Raw genomic sequence first — 25,769 nt, forward strand, 5'->3', positions numbered from 1 at the left:
ACCTCATTTTAGTGTCAATGCTATTGCCTATCTGATGAATAAGAAAAAATTGAATGATTGGTTTGATTTTCCTGGACTGTCTCATAATTGCCGATTGCCCGGTACTTGGCTAAGCGCTGGTTGCGAATCTGGTCAGCGGTTAACTGGCTTAATTCCTCAAAGGACTCAATAAGCGCTTGATCAATGAATGCTGCCTGCTTCTTCGGATCATGATGAGCACCGCCCAAAACCTCCGGAATCAGTTTATCAATAATACCAAGTTTTTTCAAATCGGATCCGGTAATTTTCATCGTTTTCGCTGCTTCTTCTGCTTTGCCCGCATCTTTCCACAATAATGCGGCAGCTCCTTCAGGCGATATGACCGAATACCAAGCATTCTCCAACATTAAAATTTGGTTGCCAACTCCGATTGCGAGAGCGCCGCCGCTTGCACCTTCGCCAATCACCACACTAATAACCGGAACTGAAAGTCCGGACATTTCAAAAAGATTTCGAGCGATAGCTTCGCTTTGTCCTCGTTCTTCGGCAGCTTTACCGGGAAAAGCACCTTTTGTGTCAATAAACGTAATAATCGGGCGGTGAAACTTGTCCGCTTGTTTCATCAGACGCAATGCTTTGCGGTAGCCCTCCGGATGCGGACTTCCAAAATTGCGCATAATGTTTTCTTTTGTATCTCGTCCGCGCTGCTCTCCGATCACCGTAACAGGACGCCCATGAAACTTTGCAATCCCGGAGACGATCGCAGAATCATCTCCATATAGGCGGTCACCATGACATTCAATGAAATCTGTGAATAAGAGCGGAATGTAATCTAACGTCGTCGGGCGATTAAGCTTTCTCGCGACGCGAACACGTTCCCAAGGGGTCATGCTGCCATAAGTATCTTTTTCAAGATCCGCAAGGCGCTCCTGCAGATGATTCAGCTCGTCAGAAAGATCAATGCCTTTCTCATTCATGAACTTCTTTAATTCCGAAATCTTTTCTTGGAGCTCAAGAATCGGTTTTTCAAAATCTAATTCCGGTCCCATTATTCGGCACCTCCTTCAGCGTGGATCGACAAGACCTGCCCAAGAACAGTTCTCAATTCGGAACGAGGGATGACTTGGTCAAGCTGCCCGTGTTTCAGCAAAAATTCCGCAGTTTGGAAGTCATCCGGCAGTTCCTCGCCAATCGTCTGTTCAATAATGCGTCGCCCGGCAAATCCAATTAAAGCACCGGGTTCAGCAAAATTGTAATCGCCAAGGGAAGCAAAGCTTGCCGAAACCCCACCGGTTGTCGGGTGGGTCATAATGGAAATATAAAGCCCGCCGTTCTCACTGAAAGCCTTCAATGCACCGCTTGTCTTAGCCATCTGCATTAGGCTGAGAACGCCTTCCTGCATGCGAGCGCCGCCTGATGCAGAAAAGATAATGACAGGAATACCATTCTTACCGGCATATTCAATCAAACGAGTAATTTTCTCACCGACGACCGATCCCATGCTCCCCATTCGAAATCCCTTGTCCATAATGGCAACAGCTGCCTCGAAACCTTCAATCGTACCTTTACCGGTCCAAACAGCCTCGTTCAGTCCGGTTTTCTTTCGATCAGACTCCAGCTTGTTCATATAATTTGGAAACTGGAGAGGATTCAATGACACCATCTTCTCATCGAACGCTACATATGAATCTTGGTCGAAGAGCATCTCTGCACGATCATGGGCACCTATTGGATAATGATACCCGCAAGATTGGCAAACAAACAAATGCTTGCTCAACTCTTTGACATACATGATCTTTTTACATTTTGGACATTTACGGACAATGCCCTCTGGAACATCCTGCCTTGCCTTTGCGGATGGGACTGTTGCATACTTTTTTTTCTTGGTAAAAAAGTCCTTCATCAAGTATATCACCCTCTTACTTTGTCAAAGCTGAAATTTCATCTTACAATACAACATGTCACTTTTTCTTCACGCATAATTCATGAAATCGTCGATTACTTACAGAAAACGGATTGCGGAACAATGAAAAATGAAGATATAAGTAAATAAAAAAAATAAATAGTGACGTATTCCATGATCTTTCGGATATCCGTGAAAAAAATCCTAAACTTCATCATTATAACAAAGGTTCGGCAAAAAAATAAGCAACATGCAGAAGGAGCAGGCTCCTGACTGTATTTGAACATGACAGCATGTATTTTTTCTTTCTTTCTCATCCATGATGAATTAATCCGGAATTGTACCGCTTTTAATCATCACATTTTTCTCTCCAAGAAGCAACCGCATCGTTTTAACAAACGAACTGTCTAATTGAACCGCGTATTTTGGATCAAGTGCAACTGTTTTTTTATTGGACTCATAATAGAGAAAGATACGATGCTCACCAGGCTGCTTGGCAATTGATGATTTTACTTGTTCAAGTAACTGCGGATGATAATGCGCATGATCTATTCTCAAGAAAAGCACTTTCTGAAGGTCAGAGAGATAGTCTTGCAAACGCAGAGCCCGCATAAGTACCAGTTGCGGCTTATCATTTTTTCCTTTCGAATGTTTTGCACGGATCACAGCCATTTGCCCATCACGCAGGATCCCCTCAACCTTTTCATACGATGCGGGGAAACAAACGGTGTCAATCAATCCCGTTTCATCGCCGGCAGAAAAAAATGCCATTGGCTGTCCTGACTTGGTACGAATGCGTTTCACTTGTTCAATCATAACAGCTAAGTTTATGATTTGCCCTTCAGGTGCAATTTCTGCCGCACTGACCGTCACAAATGATTTGGGCAGACGGGATTTGTATTCACTGATCGGGTGAGCAGAAAGATAAAAGCCGAGCGCTTCGCTTTCATAGTGCATTTTTTCCGCTGCACTCAGCGGCGGCACATCGATATAATCCGCTTCATTCTCCACGGAGATAGGAAAAGAAGCTTGTCCTCCAGCCAGTTTCTGCTCTTCTTCGCCTAAACTGATTGCACGATCCAATGTTGCAAGCAATACGGCGCGATCAATGCCGAATGAATCAAACGCTCCTGCAAAAATCATTGATTCAATTGCCTTTCGATTTACTTTTCGTGTCGGCACACGGCGGCAAAAATCGTACAGACTTTTATAGGCTCCGCTTTGATTTCGCTCGGCTATGATTACATCAACCGCTCCGTTGCCGACATTTTTAATCCCGGCCAAACCGAAACGTATGGCATCTCCTGACGGTTCAAAACTGTTCATACTTTCATTTATTGAAGGCGGAAGCAGACTGATGCCGCGATTTCGCAACTCACGGATCGTCGCTTCAGTCTTATCAGGGTTGCCAACAATTCCGGTAAGATGCGCAGCCATAAATGCCTGGGGATAATGTGCCTTCAAATAGGCGAGCCGATACGAAACATAGCTGTAGGCAACAGCGTGTGATCGATTAAATCCATAGTTCGCAAATCGGACAATTAAATCAAAAATTTGATTAGCTGCCGCTTCCGAGTAGTGATTCTGCACGCATCCGGACATAAAGCTCTTTTTTTGATTCTCCAGAAGTCCAAGCTTCTTCTTTCCAACCGCACGCCGGAGAATGTCTGCCTGACCAAGTGAGTAGCCTGCCATTTTAACGGCAATTTGCATGATTTGCTCTTGATAAACAAGCACACCGTATGTTTGACGGAGGATCGGTTCCAGATCAGGATGTGGATAAACCACTTTTTCCTCTCCATGTTTCCGCCGCACATAATGGTCAATAAATTGAGATGGTCCCGGACGATAAAGCGAGTTAACAGCAACAATATCTTCAAATTCAGTGGGCTGAAGTTTGCGGAGCACTTGCCTCATACCATCCGACTCCAATTGAAAGATACCCATTGTATCGCCACTGCTTAGTAACTGGAATGTTTCAGAGTCATCCAAAGGGATTGAATTAATTGCAAGGGCTCCGTCTCTGTATGCAGCCGTCCTTTGAAGAATTTCTCTCATAAATGTCAGGTTGCGCAAACCAAGGAAGTCGATCTTCAATAACCCTAAAGCTTCCAAAACATCCATCGGGTATTGCGTCACAGAGACATTATCATGACCTCTTTGAACCGGGACAGTGTCCGTCAAAGGCTGATTGCTGAAGATGACACCCGCAGCATGAATGGATGAGTGTCGAGGCAGCCCCTCAATGCGACGTGCAAGCGCAAAAAGATCGCCTGCCGCAGCGGATGACTGTACAAGGCTTCGCAATTTATCCGAATCCTTAAGTGCCTTTTCCAATGTCATTTTCGGAACACCGGGGATGAGACGTGCGATACGATCGACAAGCCGCGGTTCGCTCCCGAGCACCCTGCCAACGTCGCGGATCGCCGCACGCGCAGCCAATGTGCCAAACGTGATGATCTGCGCGACATGCGCACGTCCATACTTTTCACATGCATAGTCAATCATTTTGTCACGATCGACGTCTGGAAAATCCAAATCAATATCCGGCATGGTTACTCGTTCCGGATTTAAAAAGCGTTCAAACAGAAGTTGATACTTAATGGGATCAACTTCTGTAATTTTCAATACATAAGCCACCAGTGAACCTGCAGCAGAGCCGCGACCAGGTCCCGGCATATATCCCGCTGATCGGGCATGCGCGACAAGGTCGGCGACAATGAGAAAGTAATCATTAAAGCCCATTTCATTAATGACGGATAATTCATAGTAAAGACGCTGCTTAGTCTGTTCTGATATGCTCCTATATCGTTCCTTCAATCCATTTTCGCATAATGAACGCAACCGTTGTTCAGCGGACTGGCCACTGGGAAGCGGGAAGTCCGGAAAGCGGGCTTGATTAAATGAAAAGGTAACGTTGCATGCTGCAGCAATTTCTCCCGTCAATGAAACCGCCTCTGGCAAATCCTTAAACCTGCGCGTCATTTCATCCGTTGACTTGAAATCAAAATCATAACTGCTTTGCTGGCGGTCCGCTAACTTCATACCATCTCGTATGCATGTGAGACAAGCATGTGCTCTCTCGTCTTCCTTATTGAGATAGTGAATACTGTTGGCGGCAATTAGACGAATCGAATATCGTTTTCCAAGTTCACGGAGCTGCCGTTCGACTTTTTGTTGTTCATTTAAATTTCCGTTACGCTGAATTTCAAGAAAAAAACGGTTGCCAAAAAGAGCATGCAGATTTTCCGCAAGCTGGTTTGCACGCGTCACATCCCCTGAAACAAGGAAACGGTCAATCGGTCCGCTGGGTCCCCCGGATAAAGCGATCAAACCTTCTGTGTATTTTTTTAACTGCGGTAAAGAAATACTTCCGACATTACTGAACTGTACAAGTGAAGCCAGTTTGACGAGATGCTGATAGCCCGAATTGTTTTGTGCCAATAGGATGATTGCCGGCATCTCTTCTGAGTGTTTTGAACGTGTCGCATTTTCTCCATTTGCTTTCTCATCAATCACCAGCTCCATGCCAATCAGCGGATGAATGCCTTCCCGTTCACATGCACGGTAAAAGGGGATGACGCCGTACATCACATTTCGATCAGTCAGCGCGAGCGCCTTTTGTCCGGCACGTTTAGCCAGATCAACTAAATCGTTGATCCGGCAGGTGCTGTCCAGAAGACTGTATTCACTATGTACATGAAGATGCACAAACGGCATGCGCCTTTACCCCTTTTTTTAACATATTCCTCAGTTTTTCATTTAAGTATCCTGCACTCTGTTCATTGTGTACAAAGCGCGCGTAAGTCTGCAATGAGCTGATCGGCCTCTTCCCAGCTTCCGACCGTTGCACCGGAAGCCATCGGATGTCCCCCACCATGGTATTTTGCGGCCAATTGATTGATGACGGGGGCTTTTGATCTGACTCGTGCTCGAATAACCTCGTCTTCTTCCGAAAACAGAACCCATGCTTTGAGATGCGCAACATTTGAAAAGCAATTAACAAGTGCAGATGCATCGGACGAAGTCAAATGATAGGAGCGAATAACCTCTTGCGTCAGCTTCACATAACCCACGCCTTCTTCAGTCAATGTGAAATGTTCCAACACATAGCCGTTTAAGCGGGCCTGCTCCAAACTGCGTTCATACAGCTGATCAAAGAACGCTTGACGATTAAATGGCCGCTTGACAAGTTCTGACGCTGCGAGAAAGGTTTCCGAAGTAACGTTACTGTATTGGAATCGTCCGGTGTCTCCGACAATGCCTGCATAAAGCAAACGTGCTGCCTCTGTTGACAGCGTCAGTTCCGGATGACTTCGAAAAATGGAGCAAAGCATTTCGCTTGTTGAACTCGATTCTGTATTGACCCATTCCGGATCTCCATAAGAATCAACAACCGGATGATGGTCAATCTTTATCAGATGTGCACCGTTATTGTATCGCTCATCGGAAATACGCTCCCGATTTGCTGTGTCACAGACAATTACCAAAGCATTTCTATAAATCGAGTCATCAATTTGATCCATTTTTATAAGGAACTGCAGCGATTCGGATTCTTCGCCTACACTATAAACGTTTTTTCCGGGAAAATTATCTCTGATCAGACAAGCCAAACCTCCCTGAGAGCCCAATGCATCCGGATCAGGTCGGACATGTCTATGTATAATGATTGTGTCGTACTGTCTAATCAAATCCACTATTTTGTCAATCAATGAAAATCCTCCTTTTTAATCGGACAAGCAATCCACTTATCCGCACTGCATTAATCAGAGTTAGTAACGGTCAATAAATTGAGCATTCAACAATGCCTTCCCGCAAAGCTGACCCTCAACAAACAATTCAATATCCATTTTTCCGTTTCTTCTCGTCATTTCGAGAATTTTCGGACGTACCGTTACGGTCTGCTCCAATTGTACCGGTTTGAAAAAGTAAAACGAGAGGTTGTCCACGACTAAATCGCTTCGACGCAGATGATTCAGTACGCGACGGGATACTGTCGTTACCATCGAAGTCATAACGCCGTGTGACACAGAACCCAAGTAATCGCTCATTTGCGGTGTGACATTGAATTGAAACATATAGTGATTATCCTCTGAATAATCCTTGAGCTGAGACGATACAATATCTTCAATCGTCTCCCCCATCTGCGGCTGCTGCTGAATCATCTGCAGTGCCTTAAGCACATCACGACGCGTGATCATTCCCAAGAGATGATGCTCTGTATCAACAACCGGCAGACCGTCGATTCCTTCCCAAATCATACGATGTGCAGCTGCCGCAACAGAGGTCGTTGGGTTGACAATAAGCGGCATCGGAGTCATCACTTCTTCAATGGTCCGAACTTTTTGATCCTTCAAAATGTCCTTCATGGCCACAATGCCGACCACTTTCATCTGCTGATCCACAACCGGGAAACCACTATGTGATGTTCGATGATTTAATTCATACCACCGTTTCGGCGAATCATAAGTGAAAACAAACTGCGTCTGAGCAAAGGGAATCATAATATCCGAAACATGAACGATCTCTTTTTTAATCAATTGATCATAGATCGCACGATTAATTTTGGCAGCTACGGTAAAGGTATCATATGATGTTGAAATCACCGGAAGCTGTGTTTGATCCGCAAGTTGCTTAACCCATTCGCTTGTATTGAAACCGCCGGTAATCAATACCGCTGCCCCTTCTCTAAGCGCATATTCGTGGACGGACTCGCGATTTCCGACAATCATCAGGTCATTTGCGCCAATGTAGCGTTTCATTGCGTCCATTTCCATCGCGCCGATGACAAAGTGATTCAGCATTCGCGAAAGACCCGCTTTGCCCCCAAGTACTTGTCCGTCTACGATATTGACGACCGAGTCGAATGTCAGCTTTTCGATGCTTTCTTGTGTTTTCTGCTCAATCCGAATTGTCCCGACACGTTCAACTGTGCTGACCATTCCTTGGATCTCCGCATCTTTAATTGCCCGATATGCTGTTCCTTCGCTCACTTGAAGCACTTTAGCAGTCTGCCGAACAGAGATCTTGCTTCCGATCTCAAGATCAGCGATGTATTTTAAGATTTGGTCATGTTTTGTCTCCATCTCAATCGCTCCAAACGGCTCTTACAGGTTTAGTGTTTGACCAGGCGACAAGACATATCCATGTCCATCAAGCTGATCTACAAACTTCTTAGCATCCTGAGTGATGACAGGAAATGTATTGTAATGAATCGGAACCACAGCCTTCGCCTTAAGCCATTTTGCTGCCTGCAGCGCATCGGCCGGTCCCATTGTAAAATTATCACCGATTGGCAAAAATGCGAGATCAAGATTATTTTGTTCGCCAATTAATTTCATGTCAGAAAAAAGCGCGGTATCTCCTGCATGATAGATCGTCTTGCCTTCAATAGTTAATAAAAGTCCGGCAGGCATGCCCGCATAAATAATCTGTCGACGTGCGCTATCCGTAATGCTCGATCCGTGAAATGCCTGTGTCATCTTGACCGTTCCAAATGAAAATTCATGAGCGCCGCCGATGGACATCCCGTGGACGTTCAATCCTTTCCATTTAAAATAGGTAGCAAGTTCAGCAATGGCAACAATCAGAGAGCCATCGCGTTCAGCTATCGGCTGAGTATCCTCAATATGATCACCATGACCATGTGTCAAAAGGATCGCATCGATTTTCGGCAAATCATCAATACTTAAAGGTGTGTTTTGATTTCCAGTGATGAAAGGATCAATTAATAAATTACCTTTCACCGTTTCAATTAGAACCGTTGAATGACCGACATATGTAATTCTCATTCATTTCACTCCTTATTATAGAACGTTAGTTCGCTTTTTGACAATGTAAACTTTTTGACTCTCCATTCATCCGTACTGATTGGTTTAAAATTTATTATACACTACATAGGACTAGGTTCGCATGAAACAGGCGGGTACAGAAAGCAGATCCAAACACGTTTTTAAATTTCCAATGAAATTATGACGAACGGCCCCGATGCTTCTATTTTGTGATACATTATACATATTACGAATGAAACTGGAGTGACCCTAATTGTCAGAGAAAATGAAGCAAATTGAAAAGTGGCTGCGTGAGCAAGAAGGCAGGTTCGCCTATATCGCAGATCCGACCAACGTCTTCTATCTTACTCATTTTAAATGTGATCCTCATGAACGTTTTCTTGGTTTATTTCTCTTCCCAGATGATGAACCTTTCTTAATTTGCCCTGAACTCGAAGTTGGTCAAGCACGAGCTTCTGCTTTCGGCCATGAAGTAATCGGCTATCGCGATGATCAAGATCCGTGGGATTCTGTTAAAAAAGCATTGAGCGGCCGACATGCTGAGTTCAGTAAAGTATTTATTGAACCAAGCACTCTGCCATACAACAAAGCTTTGGCTTTAACAGCTATTGACGCGCAGATTGTGTTTCAATCCATTGAAGATTATCTCGCCGACATGCGTAATATTAAAGATGCAGGCGAGCTTGCTGCAATGAAAAAAGCAGGTGAAATCGCAGATTATGCCGTTAAATTAGGCATTGATGCAATTAAAAAGGGCCGAACAGAAACGGCAATCATTGCTGAAATTGAGCACGAACTAGCCAAACAAGGCTACTCAGAGATGGCATTTGATACGATGGTCCTTGCCGGAGAGAATACCGCAAAACCTCATGGCTATCCGGGAACACGTCAGATCCGTGAAGGTGATTTCGTTCTTTTCGATCTTGGTGTCGTGATTGACGGTTATTGCTCCGATATCACACGGACCGTATGTTACAAGCATATATCCGACGAGCAGTACAAAATTTATGAAACAACGCTGCAAGCAAATTTGGCCGCGATCAAAGCAGTCCGCCAGGGACTCAGAATCGGTGATCTTGACGGAGTAGCCCGAAAAGTCATTGCTGATGCCGGTTACGGTGACTATTTTACCCACCGTCTTGGACATGGTTTGGGCCTCGGTGAACATGAACAGCCATCAATGAGCGCTGCGAATAATAGAACCTTGACTACCGGCATGGTGTTCACGATTGAACCAGGCATTTACGTCCCTGAAGTCGGCGGAGTCCGGATTGAAGACGATGTTTACCTAAGCGAGAACGGTCCGGAAACATTGACGCATTATCCAAAGAAGCTCCAAATTATCGATTGATTTTAAAGCAAATAGACAGGTCAGAGATGTGATTCTGTCCGAACACATTTTGATAGATTTCATCCGGTCTTTGACTCAAAAATGCGTTGCAGGTTTGAACCTGCAGCGCATTTTTTGTACAAGTAATGATATAGAATTGAAGAGTAGTTAGTGTGGACGGCCTTGGCAAAATACCGCAATCAACAGTTCAAGAGAAATCCGGCTGCTTATGATCATCACAACTAAGATTTGCCGAAACTAAGTTTTCTTAGAACATAACTTCAGATTTCCTGATGTTTCTTCGAAAGACGGACCGTGTCACGCGCGATCATCACTTCTTCGTTGGTCGGGATGACAAGAATATTAATTTTCGATTGATCCGTACTGATCGAGATTTCCTTGCCATTAATCTTGTTTTTTTCTGCATCCCAGTCAATACCCATAAATCCGAGTCCATCAAGTACATGTGCGCGAACCATCGAACTATGTTCACCAATGCCCGCAGTAAATACAATTGCATCAACACCGTTCATCTTCGCCGCAAATGATCCGATATACTTTTGAATCCGTTCAACGAATACCTCAATTGCGAGCTTTGCGCGTTTGTTCCCTCTTTTTGCTTCCTTCTCAATATCTCTTAAATCGCTTGAAAATCCGGACAGTCCAAGCAATCCGCTCTTTTTATTAAGCACGTTGATCACTTCATTTGCATTCATGCCAGTTTTATCCATAATAAAAGGAATCAGTGCCGGATCAATGTCGCCTGAACGCGTACCCATCGTCAAGCCGGCAAGCGGCGTAAAACCCATCGATGTATCAATGGATTTGCCGCCCTTGACAGCGGTGATACTGGCACCGTTTCCTAAGTGACAGGAAATCAAGCGAAGATTCTCAATGGGGCGCTTAAGCAGCTCTGCCGCCCGATAGGCAACATATTTGTGACTCGTACCATGAAAACCGTATTTTCGAATGCCGAATTGTTTGTAGTAGTCATAGGGAAGGCTGTACAAATACGCTTCACTGCCCATGCTTTGATGAAAGGCCGTATCGAATACGACAACTTCAGGAACATCGGGGAGCACTTCTCGAAACGCACGTATGCCGACTAAGTTAGCCGGGTTGTGCAATGGTGCAAGATCAGAAAGATCTTCTATTTTCTTAATCACATCGTCGGTCACCAGTGCAGAATCATCAAACTCTTCTCCGCCATGGACGACACGATGGCCGATTCCTTCAATTTCCTTCAAGGAATGGACAATTTTCAATTCAGTCAATCGATCAAGCAAAATCCGTACCGCCACTTCATGATCTGAAATCGAGGCGATTTCCTGCTTCTTCTCACCATTGACACTAATTGTAAAAATGGAATCCGACAAACCAATACGTTCAACAGAACCCTTGGTTACCAAATGCTCAGCAGGCATATCAAGAAGTTGAAACTTCAGTGATGAGCTGCCAGCGTTGATCGCGAGAATTAATGCCATTGTAGATCACCCTCTCGTCTTCTTAAACCGAACGGTGCAGAAACCAATGATCTAGTTGCTGCATGAACTTGCGCATCTTTACTTCGTTTGAGAAATCAGGCATCTCACCGAGAAGCGCTTGTTTTGCGAGTGCCGCGCTTCCTGATTTCTTCTGCATCAAAAGAATGCTCTTCGCTTGATCCGACTTCGCAAATAAAGAAGCAGGAAGTTGGATCAATGCAAGGATGGTTGCATTTTTTTGAAGAAAATCATGAAAAACATGATTGCGATCATTAGAAAAGAGATGATTCGGAACAAGCGAAAGAAAATAACCTTCCGGCTTCAGCTTGCGCAGCCCCTGCTCCATAAATAAAAAATGAGTCAGTGGTTTTTCAGCGACCTCTTTGAGTGCATATGCTTCTGCTGAGTCTTGATCAGGGTAAATACCGACAGGAACATCGCAAACGACAACGTCAACAGGATCAATCAGTATTGGTTTCAATCCATCTTGATGAAAAAGCTGTATTTCTTTTTGCTGCAAATTTGCGTTTGCAGCTGCAAGGCGGATTAATAAGGGATCCGCATCAATACCAAAAGCATTTATATCGTCGGTTTCCGACTGATTCATAATGCCGGTCAATAGATTTGCCGCACCAACTGCCGGATCGAGAATTGAAAATGGCTTTTTTCCTTCTAGCATGGCAATCATATGGCCCATTAAAAGCACCAAAGTATCCGGAGTCAGTTCATGATTCGGCTGCGGTGAAGCTTTCATTCCCTTTAGAATAGCAAGCTGCAGAGCACGTCTGACGTCTTCAGAAGTCATTGTCTGGCTGTAATAGCGATCATATAACGGCTTTAATTTATCCGTTAATTCATCATCATGGATCACGTCTTGAGCCAATCCTTCAGCTGCATCACATAAACCTGTTAAATAATCCGTTTGCTTATTCTTTTTAATGAAAAGTGCTGCTTGGTCGTATACTGAAAAAAGTTCACTAACTGTTGTTGTCTGCAAAACGATATCCTCCAAATGTATAAAGCGCTTACAATGTATATTATACAGCTAAGCTGAAAAGATTACCCGCTTAATTCTTGAAATCATTACATAAATTTGTCCATAAAATGGCGAATGCTGACTTGTTTGATAGAAATTATGTATACTTTTTAATGATAGGTTGCCCATATCTCTTAACGTAAATACCTGAAACATGCACACCTGTCCGACTTTCATTCTTCTATCTCCAGTCATGATCACACTCACTCCTAGGTTCACTATAGCCTAAAAACGTACACAGAGCAATTGTCGCACAAAAGCGACAAATTTACGAAAACCATCAACTATTTACGTAAAGATTGATCCATCTGTTTCATTTAACGGTGAAAAAGTTTTTCGTACAGCTTTATTATAACCCAAACTTTTACGATGAACCTATTAATTTGGATCTCAAACCTTCTCATTTTAATAGTTATTGGACAGCGCATTTCGACTGGAGAATCCATTCGCCAAAAATAAAAAAACAGAATGATCGTTGAAGGTCATTCTGCATCAGAAAAAGCTATTTGATTTAATCATCATCGTCCTGCCAATCGCTTCTGCGTTTTTTCCTTCTTGAAGTACTGGCCCCTCCGTTCTTCTCAATAACTTCTTTAATCTTTTCAATCGTTTGCGGGGCAAGATCAATTAATCGTTCGTATAAATGGGTATTGTTGTCCAAATGAATGGTCTTAACACCTTCACGCCCGATAATAAGAAAGGCAATCGGCGTAATGGAAACGCCTCCGCCCGTTCCTCCACCAAAAGGCAAATAAGCCTCGGTATCTTCAGCCGGATCTTCATCCTGATTTTCATTTTTTGTTGTGAACTCGCTGCCGCCGGCAACAAAACCAAAGCCTACTTTTGACAAAGTAATTATTGTATGCCCATCTTCAGTTTCAATCGGATCCCCGACAATTGTGCCGACATCGACCATAGCCTGCAAGCTCTCAAGTGCTGTTTTCATTAATCCCTGTATTGGATGATCAGCCATATGTTTAACCTTCTTTCCAATGGCGTCTGATTTTCTTGATCATAGCTATAGCGTCTCCGATCTTGACTTGAAACATGCACGACAGATCTGAATTCAGAGTTTTTCTTTGAAAAGTCGGTACAACATTTATTCTCGGACGATCACTGCAGAATCGTGAAACCCATGGCAAAATGGATGCCTTAATAGACCAAATGATTCCGCTAAGCAACGCTGTTTCCACAGCATCACCAGTCCCGCATGTCGTCACCCAAACCATATGTCTGACCACTACGCACTCCCCAAGATTCAATGAACGCAGCAATTTGAGTCCATTGTCCAAACGCTCATTCCATAATTTGAGACTGTCTTCCTGATCATTGTCTGAATCGTTACCCCCCGCTTTCCCGCCTGTTGTCTTTTTCTTCGCTTCTGACCTTTTCCTCGACTTAATCGTCCAAACTTGCCTTCCCCATAAATAAACTTCTGCACTCCAATGAAAATGATGCGCTCCGATCAGGAATTTGACGCGTATCGTGAGCGTGCTTCTCACAGCGATAAAACAAATAAGCAACAAGATACTCGCAAATAGTCCCGACAAAATGATGAACAGGCGCACCACAAACGCTCCTTTTTCATGCTTTTGTAAATAGTATCCGGTAAATAAGCCAAAAAAATACAAAAACCCGAGAGGACAAGCCTCCCGGGAATTAATAGTTAGTCAACATCTTTCGCTTTTTCACGTTGAAATTCACTTTTATCACGGTGGCGCTTTTCAAGAACGCGCAGCACTCGATCAAAGCCAACTCCCTGCTCGCGCAGCATGACTAAGGTATGATAGATCACATCGGAAACTTCCCACTCCAATTCAGCAACGGATCGATTCTTGGCAGCGATAATCACTTCGGAAGTTTCTTCTCCAATTTTCTTAAGGATCTTGTCAATTCCTTCGTTGAACAAGTAAGTCGTATACGTACCTTCCGGACGTTCTGCTTCACGCTCGGCTATCACATGCTCCAATTCGGCAAGAATTTCAAATCGGTCTGCTCCAGCAGCAACAGCTTCCTGCTTGTCGCTCTTTTCCGGAACAAAGCAGCTGTATTTTCCTGTATGACATGCCGGACCGGCTGGGTTTACTTTGATAAGCAAAGTATCAGCATCGCAATCCACCGACCAGTCTACAATTGTTTGCGTATTTCCTGAAGTCGCACCTTTGTGCCACAGTTCCTGGCGCTCGCGGCTAAAGAACCACGTCTCACCACTCTCCTGCGATTTTGCAATCGATTCTTTGTTCATATAAGCCATCATGAGGATTTCCTTACTTTGCGCATCCTGAATAATTGCAGGAATGAGTCCGTTATTATCAAATTTTAGTGTTTCAACATTCATCGAATGGCCACTCCTTTTTGTTTTAAAAACGTCTTTACACTTGCGACTGACGTTTCTTTGTAATGAAAAATTGAGGCAGCAAGCGCAGCATCGGCTTTGCCTTCTTCAAAAGCATTGAGAAAATCAGCAGCTTTCCCGGCGCCTCCTGAGGCAATAACAGGAACATCAACCGCTTCGCTTATCTTCTTTGTCAGATTCAGTTCAAAGCCCTTCTTTTCCCCATCCTGATCCATACTCGTCAGCAATATTTCTCCTGCGCCGAGCGCAACCGCCTTCTTCGCCCACTCAACGGCATCAAGCGGCGTCTCTTTTTGTCCGCCATGGGTATAAACCTTATATGTACCTGTTTTCGGGCTCCATTTGGCATCTATGGCACACACGATGCATTGATTACCGAAAAAGTCGGCACCTTCTGCAATCAGCTGGGGATTTGCCACTGCTGAGCTGTTCAGAGATACCTTATCGGCACCTGCGCGCAACAGTGTTTTAATATTCTCCAGTGAATGGATGCCCCCGCCAACTGTGAATGGAATGTTGAGTTTTGCCGCAACCTGCTTCACGACTTCAACCATTGTATTTCGTCCTTCATTCGATGCCGATATATCAAGAAAAACAAGCTCATCCGCACCTTCATGATTGTAGAACATGGCAAGTTCCACGGGATCGCCGGCGTCGCGTAATTGAACGAATTGTTTTCCTTTAACGACACGCCCGTCTTTCACATCCAAGCAGGGAATGATTCGTTTTGCAAGCATCAGTGTTTCACCGCCTTGATCACATCGCTGAGCTCGATTTGTTTCGTATAGAGTGCTTTGCCAATAATCGCGCCGCTTACTCTTCGATTATTAATCATCTGCTTGACTTCTTCAAGTGTCGTCACGCCACCGGAGACAACAACAGGCTTGCCAATTTCGTCGGCAAGCTGTTCGGCAGCTGCAACATTGGCGCCTTGAAGCGCGCCGTCCCTTGAGATATCCGTATAAATGAATTGCTCGGCACCCTCTTGAATCAATCGATTGGCGAGTTCGGCAGCGCTCAAATCAGAAACATCAAGCCAGCCTCGAACCGCAACCTTGCCATTCTTCACATCCAGTCCGATAACGACAGCTTCCGGGTAACAGTTTAACGCTAGTTTGCAAAATTCCGGATCACTGATTGCCGAGCTGCCCAAAATGACACGTTTAATCCCTTGATTTAAATAGCTTTCCACCGTCTCAATTGAACGGATACCGCCTCCGACCTCGATATTGATCGGCACCTCTGCAGCCATTCGAGCGATTAAACCTTGATTGATCGGACGTCCGGCTTTAGCTCCGTCAAGATCGACAACATGAAGCCATTGGGCGCCTTGTTCAAAAAAAGAGCGCGCAATAGCGACTGGATCGTCACCATAAATCGTGGATTGATCATAATCACCTTGAAACAGCCGCACACATTTGCCATCGATTAAATCAATCGCAGGATATATTGTGAACATCAGCACTTCTCCTCTCCGCATGAACAGGTATCGCCTTTTTGAGACACCAGTCGCAAATAATTTTTTAACAAGGCCTGACCGAACGTACCACTTTTTTCCGGGTGGAACTGGGTCCCGAACACATGTCCCATGCCGACAATGGCAGGTACTTCACCGTAGTAATCTGCGGCAGCAATCAATGTATCGCGGTTTTTCAGTTCTGCATAGTAAGAATGAACAAAGTACGCATAATCCGGTTTTAACCCAAGCAGCAAAGGTGATTGGGCATCGACAAAAGTCAACGTATTCCAGCCCATGTGGGGCACTTTATAGCGAACTCCGTTATCGGATACACCGGCGAAACGAACGACACGACCGGGTATCAGACCAAGCCCTCCCGTTAGAACACCTTCTTCACTTTCATCAAACAGAAGCTGCATGCCGAGACAGATACCGAGTAATGGTTTTGTTTGTGCGTAACGTTTCAAATAGTCACTTAAATGCTTCTCATTAAGTAAGCCCATGGCATCCTTAAAAGCGCCGACCCCCGGCAGAATCAATCCATCTGTCGTGTCCAGTTCACTCGGGTCATCACTGATGATATAAGATTGTTCGAGCCTTTTCAATGCCTGACTGAGACTATACAGGTTGCCCATGCCATAATCTACAATTCCGATCATCCCAGCGTTCCTTTCGTCGACAGAACCCCTTGAATTCTTGGATTTTGAACAGTCGCCGCGTCAAGGGCACGACCGAGTGCCTTAAATACCGATTCAATCATGTGGTGGGTATTTTCTCCATAACGGATGGTGACATGAAGATTCATCTGTGCCTCGATACATAGTTTATCAAGGAATTCTTTTACAAGCTCTGTATCGAATGTCCCGACCCTCTGCGAAGGAAGCTCTCCGTTAAAAACAAAATAGGGTCTCCCGCTTAAATCAATGGCAACCTCTGACAGTGCCTCATCCATCGGAACAACCGCATAGCCGTAGCGATTGATGCCCTTTTTATCGCCAATTGCCTCACGAATCGCTTTTCCGAGGCAAATTCCGATATCTTCAGTCGTATGGTGATCATCGACCTCAGTATCGCCTTGCGCATCCACATCAAGTGAAAACAGCCCGTGCTTGGTAAACAACGTAAGCATATGAGTCAGAAAAGGCACACCCGTCTCAAGATGTGATTCGCCATTTCCGTCAATGGAAAATTTTAGTTTAATTTGTGTCTCAAAAGTATCACGTTCCACGTAACCCGTTCGCTTATCCATGAATGACCGCACCTTTCATTCTTTTTTCTACCGCACGCGCGTGCCCTTCCAATCCTTCAAATCGGGCAAATGCGGCAATTGCCTGTCCGTTCGCCTGAAGCGCCTCATCACTGTATTCAATGATACTTGAATGCTTGATAAAGCTTTCAACGCCAAGAGGACTGGCATAGCGTGCCGAACCATTGGTTGGGATAATATGATTCGGACCCGCGAAATAATCGCCAACCGGTTCCGAACTGTACTTGCCCAAGAAAATAGCGCCTGCATTATGGATCAATTCAAGAATTTCATGCGGATCATGCGTCGCAAGCTCCAGATGTTCAGGTGCAATCCTGTTAATGACTGTCGCTGCTCCTCGAATATCCTTTACCAAAATAATTTTCCCCTGTTTGTTCACCGAAGCGGAGGCGATGTCAACACGTGGCAGATCCTGAAGCTGTTTTTCAATTTCTTTTTCTACATCCATTCCGAATGATTCGGAAGTCGTCACGAGCACCGGCATCGAGAGACGGTCGTGTTCAGCCTGGGACAAGAGATCCGCTGCAATCCATGCAGCATCAGCCGTCTCATCGGCCACAACAGCAATTTCACTTGGTCCTGCAAGACTGTCAATCGCAACATCGCCAAACACATGCTTTTTTGCGAGCATAACATAGAGGTTGCCGGGTCCGACAATCTTGTCCACTGGTTTTATTGATTCGGTTCCGTAAGCAAGCGCCGCTATGGCCTGCGCACCGCCAACTTGGTAAATTTCATGAATGCCGATCTCACGTGCCGCAGCAAGTACACCATCCGCAATCCGTCCGTTTTTTTGAGGAGGAGAAACGAGTACAACACGTTTTACTCCTGCCACAAGTGCCGGAATAGCGCCCATAAGAACTGATGATGGGTAGCAGGCCGTACCGCCGGGAACGTATACTCCGACCGAATCAAGTGCGGTTACTTTTTGACCAAGTACGACTCCCATATCCACGGTTTCTGTCCAAGACTTCGGTACTTGTTTTTCGTGAAAAGCGCGAATATTCTTTGCTGCTTGTTTGATTGCTTCTAACACCTGTTCCGGAACACGAGATGCGGCCTCACGTTTCTCTTCCTCAGTCACACGAATGGATTCTAGATCAATCCCGTCAAACTGTTTCGTGTAGCTCTTCAATGCATTGTCTCCATCAGATTTCACGGTTGCGATGATGGATGCGACGGATTTTTGTGCCTCTTCCTTGGCTTCCACTTTTCTTTTGTTTAAGAAATCCAAATTTCCATCCTTAATCCATTCCAATCTTGGTCCCCTCCGTTGCTCTGATCATTTTTTCCACAATTTGATCGATCTGTGTTTTTTTCAATCGATAGCTGACCGGATTAACAATCAACCTTGAACTGATATCGAGGAGCCGGTCATACTCTACAAGTCCGTTTTCTTTCAGTGTCTGCCCCGAAGAAACGATATCAACGATGGCATCGGCAAGTCCTACAATTGGCGCCAATTCAATGGAACCGTTCAATGCAATCAAATCCACCTGTTCTCCGCGCCTGCGGTAAAAATCAGATGCGATCTTCGGATACTTTGTTGCGATCTTAAGAAAAGGATTACGGCTTTGATGACCCGGCAGCCCTGCGACCGCCATGTGACATTTGCTGATTCCCAAGTCAACCATTTCATACACATCTCTTCCACTTTCAAGCAATACATCTTTTCCGGAAATGCCAAGGTCTGCCGCCCCGTACTCAACGTAGGTCGGAACATCAACCGGCTTCGCGAGAATAAAGCGAAACGGTTCGGATTCCAAATCAAGAATCAGCTTCCGTGTTGTTTCGAAAGTATCCGGCAGCCGAAACCCGGCATTTCTTAGGAGCTTGCATGCATCACCGAAAATTCGTCCCTTAGGCATTGCTATTGTTATTACTGATTGATTCATTCTCCAGTCTCCGTTCTATCCAAAAAATAGTTGACCGATTCGAATTGTTGTTCGAATGTATCCGGGTTATCGATCCCATCCGCGTGTTGCAGAACAACGGCGTGGCCTTTTTCTCGTTCTTCAGCAGCAAATCGCATCGCAATTCCTGCGTTTTCGCGGTTATAAATGACTGCACTTTTGCGCTTGGATCTTTTATCATCAGGAATTTTAATGGCGCTCATCAGCCGGTCAAGCCGAATTCCGAATCCGGTGGCAGGACATGGGCGGTTAAATTTCGCAAGCAGATCATCATATCTTCCTCCGCTCGCAACCGGAAATCCGAGATTACCACCGAATCCTTGAAAAACGAATCCGGTGTAATAACTTAAATGAGGTACAAGAGTGATATCCAAATCGATCTGCGATTCTAAATGATCCAGTTTGAGCAAGTGAATCAATTTTAAAATATTTCGATAATAAGAATGCACCGGAGTTGCGGAACCCGACACCAAGGTTTCAATGTACGCCAATGTTTCTTCATTGTTCATTCTTCTGGAGTCAACAAATGCGTTCAGTCGTTTTGCTGCATCGATCGGCAGATTCAGTGATGCTACATATTCATGAAAGCCGACATCGTTTTTATTGTACAGCAGGTTTCGCAGCTGTTTTACAATTTCTTTATCCTTAACAAGATCATAGAAAAAGGCGTTCACAAAACCGACATGACCAACGGCAAGCCTCACTGACGCAAGTCCGCTTTTCTCAAGAAGGCTCATCATTAATGAAATCACTTCTACATCTGCATATGGCGTTGCATCGCCAATGAGTTCTGCCCCCGTCTGTTCGAATTCGCTTGGGTGGCCGCCTTCCTTACGCTGACTACGATAAAGATCTGCCGTGTACGACAGGCGAAGAGGAAGCGGTGCATTTCTCAAGCTCGATGCCGCTATTCTGGCAATCGGCGTCGTCATATCGGGCCGCAAAACCACAGGATGCCCTTCAGCATCTAGAAATTTAAAGAGACGATTGTCGGCAATTGCCGATGCCCGACCAATCGTTTCCGCATATTCCAAAGCGGGAGTCTTAATAAAATCGTACCCCCAGCGCTGCAGCTCACGCTGAAAGATAAGTTCTAATCGTGAAATTTCCTGTTGTGCTCGCGGTAATGTATCACGCAGTCCGAGCGGCTTTTCAAACATATAGGGTTGTGACATCAATCTTTTCTCCCTCTCAAAATTCATTCTCTTTATTTTATTATGTATGAAATGGATAATAAAAGAAATCCCGTTACTTTATCTCATTAGCATAGTAAAGCATGTAATGTGTATTTTAGAGGAAATACTGGAAATAGTCAATAGGTTCTATTCTTTTTCCGAATTCATTCAGTCGTATAAATATAATAAAGGTACCTGTTTCTGCAGCCCCATCGCTGCATAAGTGCGTGTACATTTTGACACCCATACAATCCAATAACAGAACAAATTGAAAAAGAGCGGCCGAAGCCGCTCTTTAAAGATCTTTTTTGAAGGTTCATTCAAGATTAGAACTTGCCGCTGCTCAATGCAGTTGCTACGAGGCGTTTCGTAATTTCACCACCAACAGAACCGTTGGCACGTGAAGTTGTATCAGGGCCAAGTTGTACACCAAATTCAGAAGCGATTTCCGTTTTCATTTGTTCAAGTGCTTTTTCTGCACCTGGAACAAGGATCTGATTGCTATTATTTTCTGCCATGTCTCTCACCTCCTTGTGCCATTATATTGTGCAGAGTCTAAGTTCTACATGCACAAGGAGGAATGGTAATTATTGCAATTCAATGATCAGATCAAAAATTCTCCGATTATAAGAGCTCGCTCACAGCATCCTGATTTGAATCGTTATCAATCACAATCGTTTCAATACCTTCTACTGCTTCATTTACTAATGCATCAACTGCAAGCTTGCGTTCAAAACGCTCCGCATGAATTCGATCCGGGCGCGTTCTCGGTGCCTTAGGCAGAAAAATGGTACAGCAATCTTCGTACGGACGAATGGAAATTTCATACGTATCAATCTGTTTTGCGATCTTAGCAATATCAATCTTATCCATTGTAATTAACGGACGAAGGATCGGAAGATTGGTTACAGCATTGATTGTATTCATGCTCTCCAGAGTCTGACTTGCCACCTGTCCCAAGCTTTCTCCAGTTGCGAGAGCCAAAGCTCCCCGTTTAACAGCCGTTTTTTCTGCAATACGAAACATCAGACGACGCATAATCGTAATTCGATAATCCTCAGGTACCGCATCGCGAATCGCGACTTGAGCATTCGTGAAAGGTACAAGATGCAAAACAAACTTGCCACCGAACTCACGCAGTTTATTTGATAAATCCATCACTTTTTGTTTGGCACGATCACTTGTATAAGGAGGACTTTGAAAATGAATGGCTTCAATCAAAGCTCCTCGTTTCGCTGTTAAATAGGCGGCAACCGGGCTGTCAATTCCACCGGACAAGAGCAGCATGACCTTTCCACTGGTGCCTACCGGAAGACCGCCGACACCGATGACTTCTTTACCATAGATACGTGCTTCATGGTAGCCCACTTCAACGCGTATCATTAAGTCAGGATTGTGCACATCAACACTCAGCCAATCGCAATGCTTTAAAACATCTCCGCCCAGTTCCTGATTTAACTCGCTTCCATGAATTGGATAACGCTTATCTTTTCGACGCGCGGCAATTTTAAATGTTTGAGCACCTTTTTCCTGCTCAGCTACTCTAAGAACGCCTGCACGGATCTCATTAAGATCAGTACCTACTTTAATCGCCGGCGAGATATTCTGAATGCCAAAAACCTTCTTCAGAACAGCAAGCACATCAGCCGATTTTTCATTATTTAGTTTAATTTCCAAATCATCAAAATGGCGTTTAATCTCAGCCTGAGGAAATCGGCGCAGCTTTTCACGTACATCATTTTCCAACTTGACAACAAATTGTTTTTTGTTCTTGCCCTTCAAGGTGATTTCTCCGAAACGAACCACCAAATAGTCATAAATCACTCAGTTCACCTCATTACCGTCTTTAACTGACCAACTTTTTCGGTCAGCGTTTGTAAAAATACATCAAGGTCCGATTCTGTTGTCTCGTAAGCCATACTGATTCGTATTGCCTGTTCGGCTTCCTGATCTGATATGCCCATAGCCGTTAGTATCCCACTTGCACCGCTTTCTTTTGATGAGCAAGCAGATTTGGTCGACACATAAATTTCATTCTTTTCTAAGGCATGCACCAGCACTTCGGATTTAATTCCAAGAAGCGACACATTGACAATACTCGGAGCAGACAATTGTTGCGGTGTATGAATAACGGCCCCATCGATATGCGCCAATCCATCAAACAATTGCTTTTGCAGCTTCGTTAAATGATCGATACCTTCGCGTTCATTCTCCAATGTCATGCGAAGTGCCTTGACCATCCCGCAAATGCCTGGCAAATTTTCAGTACCTGACCGGAGCTGGTGCTCTTGACCGCCGCCTGCGAACAATGGAGAAAGCTGTGTCCCTTTACGTACGTAAAGTATCCCGGTACCTTTTGGTCCATGAATTTTATGTCCGGAGATCGTACACAGATCAATACCGCTTTCCATTAAATGCAGCGGAACCTTTGAAAAGCCTTGAACATTATCAACATGAAAGACAGTCTTCGGCTTCTGCTTCAAAAATTCACCGATTTGTTTAATCGGCTGAATCGTGCCCACTTCGTTATTTACATGCATCATGGACACTAGAATTGTATCCTCGCGATATGCATTTACAAATTCATTAAATGATACCCGACCGTCGGTGTTAACCGGCAAATAAGTGACTTCAAACCCAAGCTCTTCCAATTGAGCAAATGCATTGCCGGCCGAGGCATGCTCAATAGCAGTTGTGATTAAATGCCTGCCCCGGTTCCGATAGGCGAATGCTGCACCTTTAATCGCAAGATTGTTTCCCTCCGTACCTCCGGAAGTAAACACGATTTCATTCGGTTCGATACCAAGCAATGCAGCTGCCTGCTCGCGCGAGCGCGTGAGGAGATGCTCGCTCTTTCCGCCTAAGCTATGGAGCGAGGACGGATTAGCAAAATATTGTTCAGAAACCGTTTGATAGGTGTCCATAACTTCCGGATACGGTTTCGTTGTTGCACTGTTGTCTAAATAAATCATGAAAATAGGTGACTCCTTTCAGAAAATCTCAAGGTTCGGCATAAAGACTTTTATTCATTACTGCCCACCTTGCCTGAATCTTAACATGAGTTTTTCATTTTTGTCATCATTCAGGCTTGGCGGCCGGCAAATAGTTCAGCACGCTTTAATATCTTCGGTTCTTTCTTTTCGATTGCACGGACTGCAGTTTCTACCGACGCTTGATAGTCGTAATTTCTAAAATACTGTTCTGCTGTTTTTAAGGCCTGTTCAATTTCAGGATTATCTGTTCGATAACGGTTGCCATATTGAATCATTTCCTCAGCAAAGTTTGCCGTATCAACCAGTTTTTCCGCTTGTTGGAATACGTCATCGATGTCTTCGCCTGCTTGGGCAAGCAATGTCTGAACGGTTGACATATTTAATGGCTTTTCATCCAGCTTCTGATACACAGACTTAAGCTGTTCACCAGCCTTTTGCAATGCTGTTGCGAACGAGCCGGGTACTCCCGGCAGATTACTCTTAAGGACTACTTGTTTTGTTTCAAATAAATGGCGTTTTAACTGTTGAATCTGATTGCGCGCATTCATTTCATCTTTGCGCAGTGCTTTAATTTTTTCATTGAATTCGTCTGCCACCGTCTCCATGTCCGTCAATTCCGTTTTTAAGCGTTCAAGCTTAACAAAGATTGAGCTGAATGCCTCCTCGTTGCCATCTTCCTGCGTTTCAGTGAATACACTTTCCAGCTTTTGAAACGATTTGCTCAGATCACGCTGCATTTTCAAATCATCATCGGTTATATGATAGCTGTCCCTGATGTTTTCGGTCTCATCATTCAGCTGCTTAATTTTTTCCTCGACACGATTCAAATTATCTTCAAGAGGCGGCGTTATTTCTTTAAGTCTGCGCCTGCTGACCACTTCTTTTTCAAGCTGTGTATAGAGCCAGTCCAGCTGCTCATGAACACCTTTCAATCCTTCGCTTGTTTCATCTAGCTCAAGATGGTCAACTGCTGTTACAAGCAGTTGGCGGTGTTTCTCAGCCTCTTCCAGCTGACTGTCCATTTGCAGATGTGCCAATAAGTAGCCTTGTTCAGTCATCTCTTGCTCACCTTGACGAAGCTCACGCATCTGATCCGGAATGTTCTTTTCAAGATCGTGATACAATTCCGGAACACGTTTGATTTGATCGCCAAGCTGATCGGCATATTGCCTGACACTGATTAATATTTGCCGTGCGTCTAAATAATTTCCGTTCTCTGTCTCCGACTCATATTTCTTCAGTTTGTCTTCAGTTTCTTTAATGGAACTTTCGAGTGCGGGGAGTGTCCGGCCAAATTGGCTTCGTTTTGTGATAATGTCCTTCTTTATCTGATGAACAATCTCTTTAATCGGTGTAACGTCTTCGCGATTTTTCGTTTCACTCTCCACAATGATATTGAGCTCGTTTAAGATTTCCTCAATATGCTTCTCAATCGTGTCCATCTTTTTGTTCACGTCTTTTATAAGAAGCTCTGCTTTATGAAAACGATACTTTTCCGTCAGTTCTTCCGCATTGAAAAGTGTCTCTTCGATCCCGGGCAGTGACTGACTCATAATCGTGTCCCAGTCCTTATGCCATTTATCAAATTTTGTTTCCGTATCTCCAGCCATATTCAGCTGTTTAATTTTCGAAAGCTCTTTAGCCATCGGACGATTCATGAGCTCCACTCGGCGCCTCTCCGACTGATCAATTTCGCCAAATGTTCTCTTTCTCATCCAAGTGCCGTAAGCAATAATAAAGACAATAATTAAGATTAGACCGACTAAAACAAACAACATACGGAATTTCCCCCATTCTCGCATGGAACGCACACATTGTTGTAATGATTATATTGTAACAAAATAAAGTGATTTAAGGTCAATAAATTAAAGAAACTGTCGATTTTAATGTGATAAGATTACAGGTAAAATTAAACTCGCCAGCTCCGAATGATCTCTGACGAGTGCTTTAACATTTCGACATCTGTATAAATGATCTTCGGTTAGCAATAAAATTTCTCCTGATTGATGGCCATCGCAATAAATAATACACTCAAGGAATCGGGACGGAAACAATCAAAACTCTTCATATGTAGAAGTGTAGA

General features: G+C 44.3%; 23 protein-coding genes. 1 reads left to right on the plus strand and 22 read right to left on the minus strand.

What is annotated here, in order from left to right; genetic code table 11:
• Window positions 1-20: 20 nt before the first annotated feature.
• The 6 genes from accA to NOM01_RS01525 all read right to left on the minus strand — a co-directional run bounded on the left by accA (window position 21) and on the right by NOM01_RS01525 (window position 8,673).
• A complete protein-coding gene (gene accA, locus NOM01_RS01500) occupies window positions 21-1,028 on the minus strand; it encodes an acetyl-CoA carboxylase carboxyl transferase subunit alpha (RefSeq protein WP_255745771.1) in 1,008 nt (335 codons plus the stop codon).
• Window positions 1,028-1,885: an acetyl-CoA carboxylase, carboxyltransferase subunit beta gene (gene accD, locus NOM01_RS01505; RefSeq protein ID WP_255745774.1), complete on the minus strand. Its 858-nt coding sequence runs from the start codon at window positions 1,883-1,885 to the stop codon at window positions 1,028-1,030. The genes accA and accD overlap by 1 nt, the downstream gene beginning before the upstream one ends.
• Before the next feature lie 324 nt (window positions 1,886-2,209).
• Complete coding sequence (gene dnaE / locus NOM01_RS01510; protein WP_255745776.1) at window positions 2,210-5,602, minus strand: DNA polymerase III subunit alpha; 3,393 nt, start codon at window positions 5,600-5,602, stop codon at window positions 2,210-2,212.
• A gap of 62 nt (window positions 5,603-5,664) precedes the next feature.
• The gene (locus NOM01_RS01515; protein WP_255745778.1) at window positions 5,665-6,594 is read right to left on the minus strand and encodes a DHH family phosphoesterase; all 930 of its coding nucleotides are present in this window, start codon (window positions 6,592-6,594) and stop codon (window positions 5,665-5,667) included.
• A 60-nt stretch (window positions 6,595-6,654) separates the two neighbouring features.
• The gene (locus tag NOM01_RS01520; RefSeq protein ID WP_255745780.1) at window positions 6,655-7,968 is read right to left on the minus strand and encodes a DRTGG domain-containing protein; all 1,314 of its coding nucleotides are present in this window, start codon (window positions 7,966-7,968) and stop codon (window positions 6,655-6,657) included.
• Window positions 7,969-7,989: 21 nt separating this feature from the next.
• Window positions 7,990-8,673, minus strand: coding sequence for a metal-dependent hydrolase (locus NOM01_RS01525; protein ID WP_255745782.1), 684 nt, complete (start codon window positions 8,671-8,673; stop codon window positions 7,990-7,992).
• Window positions 8,674-8,926: 253 nt separating this feature from the next.
• On the opposite strand from NOM01_RS01525, the gene NOM01_RS01530 reads away from it, so the two are divergent.
• Complete coding sequence (locus NOM01_RS01530; RefSeq protein WP_255745784.1) at window positions 8,927-10,024, plus strand: M24 family metallopeptidase; 1,098 nt, start codon at window positions 8,927-8,929, stop codon at window positions 10,022-10,024.
• A gap of 260 nt (window positions 10,025-10,284) precedes the next feature.
• Here the strand turns inward: NOM01_RS01530 and NOM01_RS01535 are convergent, their stop codons facing one another.
• The 16 genes from NOM01_RS01535 to NOM01_RS01610 form a co-directional block, all read right to left on the minus strand.
• A complete protein-coding gene (locus NOM01_RS01535; protein ID WP_255745786.1) occupies window positions 10,285-11,487 on the minus strand; it encodes an acetate/propionate family kinase in 1,203 nt (400 codons plus the stop codon).
• Between the two features lie 22 nt (window positions 11,488-11,509).
• Window positions 11,510-12,484, minus strand: a complete 975-nt coding sequence (locus tag NOM01_RS01540; protein ID WP_255745788.1) for a class I SAM-dependent methyltransferase — start codon at window positions 12,482-12,484, stop codon at window positions 11,510-11,512.
• Window positions 12,485-13,034: 550 nt separating this feature from the next.
• Window positions 13,035-13,496 (minus strand): GerW family sporulation protein, encoded by a 462-nt coding sequence (ytfJ, locus tag NOM01_RS01545; RefSeq protein ID WP_255745789.1) that lies wholly within the window; start codon window positions 13,494-13,496, stop codon window positions 13,035-13,037.
• A gap of 4 nt (window positions 13,497-13,500) precedes the next feature.
• A complete protein-coding gene (locus NOM01_RS01550) occupies window positions 13,501-14,091 on the minus strand; it encodes a DUF2953 domain-containing protein (protein WP_255745791.1) in 591 nt (196 codons plus the stop codon).
• A gap of 98 nt (window positions 14,092-14,189) precedes the next feature.
• Window positions 14,190-14,861 carry a bifunctional phosphoribosyl-AMP cyclohydrolase/phosphoribosyl-ATP diphosphatase HisIE gene (gene hisIE / locus NOM01_RS01555; protein WP_255745793.1) on the minus strand — a complete coding sequence of 224 codons (672 nt, stop codon included), beginning with the start codon at window positions 14,859-14,861 and terminating at the stop codon, window positions 14,190-14,192.
• On the minus strand, window positions 14,858-15,616 hold the full coding sequence (hisF, locus tag NOM01_RS01560) for an imidazole glycerol phosphate synthase subunit HisF (RefSeq protein ID WP_255745795.1): 759 nt from the start codon (window positions 15,614-15,616) through the stop codon (window positions 14,858-14,860). Before hisF ends, hisIE begins: the two co-directional genes overlap by 4 nt.
• Complete coding sequence (hisA, locus tag NOM01_RS01565) at window positions 15,616-16,338, minus strand: 1-(5-phosphoribosyl)-5-[(5-phosphoribosylamino)methylideneamino]imidazole-4-carboxamide isomerase (protein ID WP_255745797.1); 723 nt, start codon at window positions 16,336-16,338, stop codon at window positions 15,616-15,618. Before hisA ends, hisF begins: the two co-directional genes overlap by 1 nt.
• Complete coding sequence (gene hisH / locus NOM01_RS01570) at window positions 16,338-16,997, minus strand: imidazole glycerol phosphate synthase subunit HisH (RefSeq protein WP_255745799.1); 660 nt, start codon at window positions 16,995-16,997, stop codon at window positions 16,338-16,340. Before hisH ends, hisA begins: the two co-directional genes overlap by 1 nt.
• Window positions 16,994-17,587 (minus strand): imidazoleglycerol-phosphate dehydratase HisB, encoded by a 594-nt coding sequence (gene hisB / locus NOM01_RS01575; protein ID WP_255745801.1) that lies wholly within the window; start codon window positions 17,585-17,587, stop codon window positions 16,994-16,996. The genes hisH and hisB overlap by 4 nt, the downstream gene beginning before the upstream one ends.
• Window positions 17,580-18,863: a histidinol dehydrogenase gene (gene hisD / locus NOM01_RS01580; protein WP_255745803.1), complete on the minus strand. Its 1,284-nt coding sequence runs from the start codon at window positions 18,861-18,863 to the stop codon at window positions 17,580-17,582. The genes hisB and hisD overlap by 8 nt, the downstream gene beginning before the upstream one ends.
• Entirely contained in the window at window positions 18,850-19,500 is a 651-nt protein-coding gene (gene hisG / locus NOM01_RS01585; protein ID WP_255745805.1) for an ATP phosphoribosyltransferase, read from the minus strand. Before hisG ends, hisD begins: the two co-directional genes overlap by 14 nt.
• Window positions 19,497-20,693 (minus strand): ATP phosphoribosyltransferase regulatory subunit, encoded by a 1,197-nt coding sequence (locus NOM01_RS01590; protein WP_255745806.1) that lies wholly within the window; start codon window positions 20,691-20,693, stop codon window positions 19,497-19,499. Before NOM01_RS01590 ends, hisG begins: the two co-directional genes overlap by 4 nt.
• Window positions 20,694-21,019: 326 nt before the next feature.
• Window positions 21,020-21,211: an alpha/beta-type small acid-soluble spore protein gene (locus NOM01_RS01595; RefSeq protein ID WP_093671926.1), complete on the minus strand. Its 192-nt coding sequence runs from the start codon at window positions 21,209-21,211 to the stop codon at window positions 21,020-21,022.
• Between the two features lie 106 nt (window positions 21,212-21,317).
• Window positions 21,318-22,517 carry a tRNA uracil 4-sulfurtransferase ThiI gene (thiI, locus tag NOM01_RS01600; protein ID WP_255745811.1) on the minus strand — a complete coding sequence of 400 codons (1,200 nt, stop codon included), beginning with the start codon at window positions 22,515-22,517 and terminating at the stop codon, window positions 21,318-21,320.
• 5 nt (window positions 22,518-22,522) lie between these two features.
• Window positions 22,523-23,665, minus strand: a complete 1,143-nt coding sequence (locus tag NOM01_RS01605) for a cysteine desulfurase family protein (RefSeq protein WP_255745813.1) — start codon at window positions 23,663-23,665, stop codon at window positions 22,523-22,525.
• Between the two features lie 110 nt (window positions 23,666-23,775).
• A complete protein-coding gene (locus NOM01_RS01610) occupies window positions 23,776-25,464 on the minus strand; it encodes a septation ring formation regulator EzrA (protein WP_255745815.1) in 1,689 nt (562 codons plus the stop codon).
• Window positions 25,465-25,769 lie beyond the last annotated feature (305 nt).

The sequence above is a fragment of the Sporolactobacillus sp. STSJ-5 genome (genome assembly GCF_024385605.1).
Lineage (GTDB): Bacteria > Bacillota > Bacilli > Bacillales > Sporolactobacillaceae > Sporolactobacillus.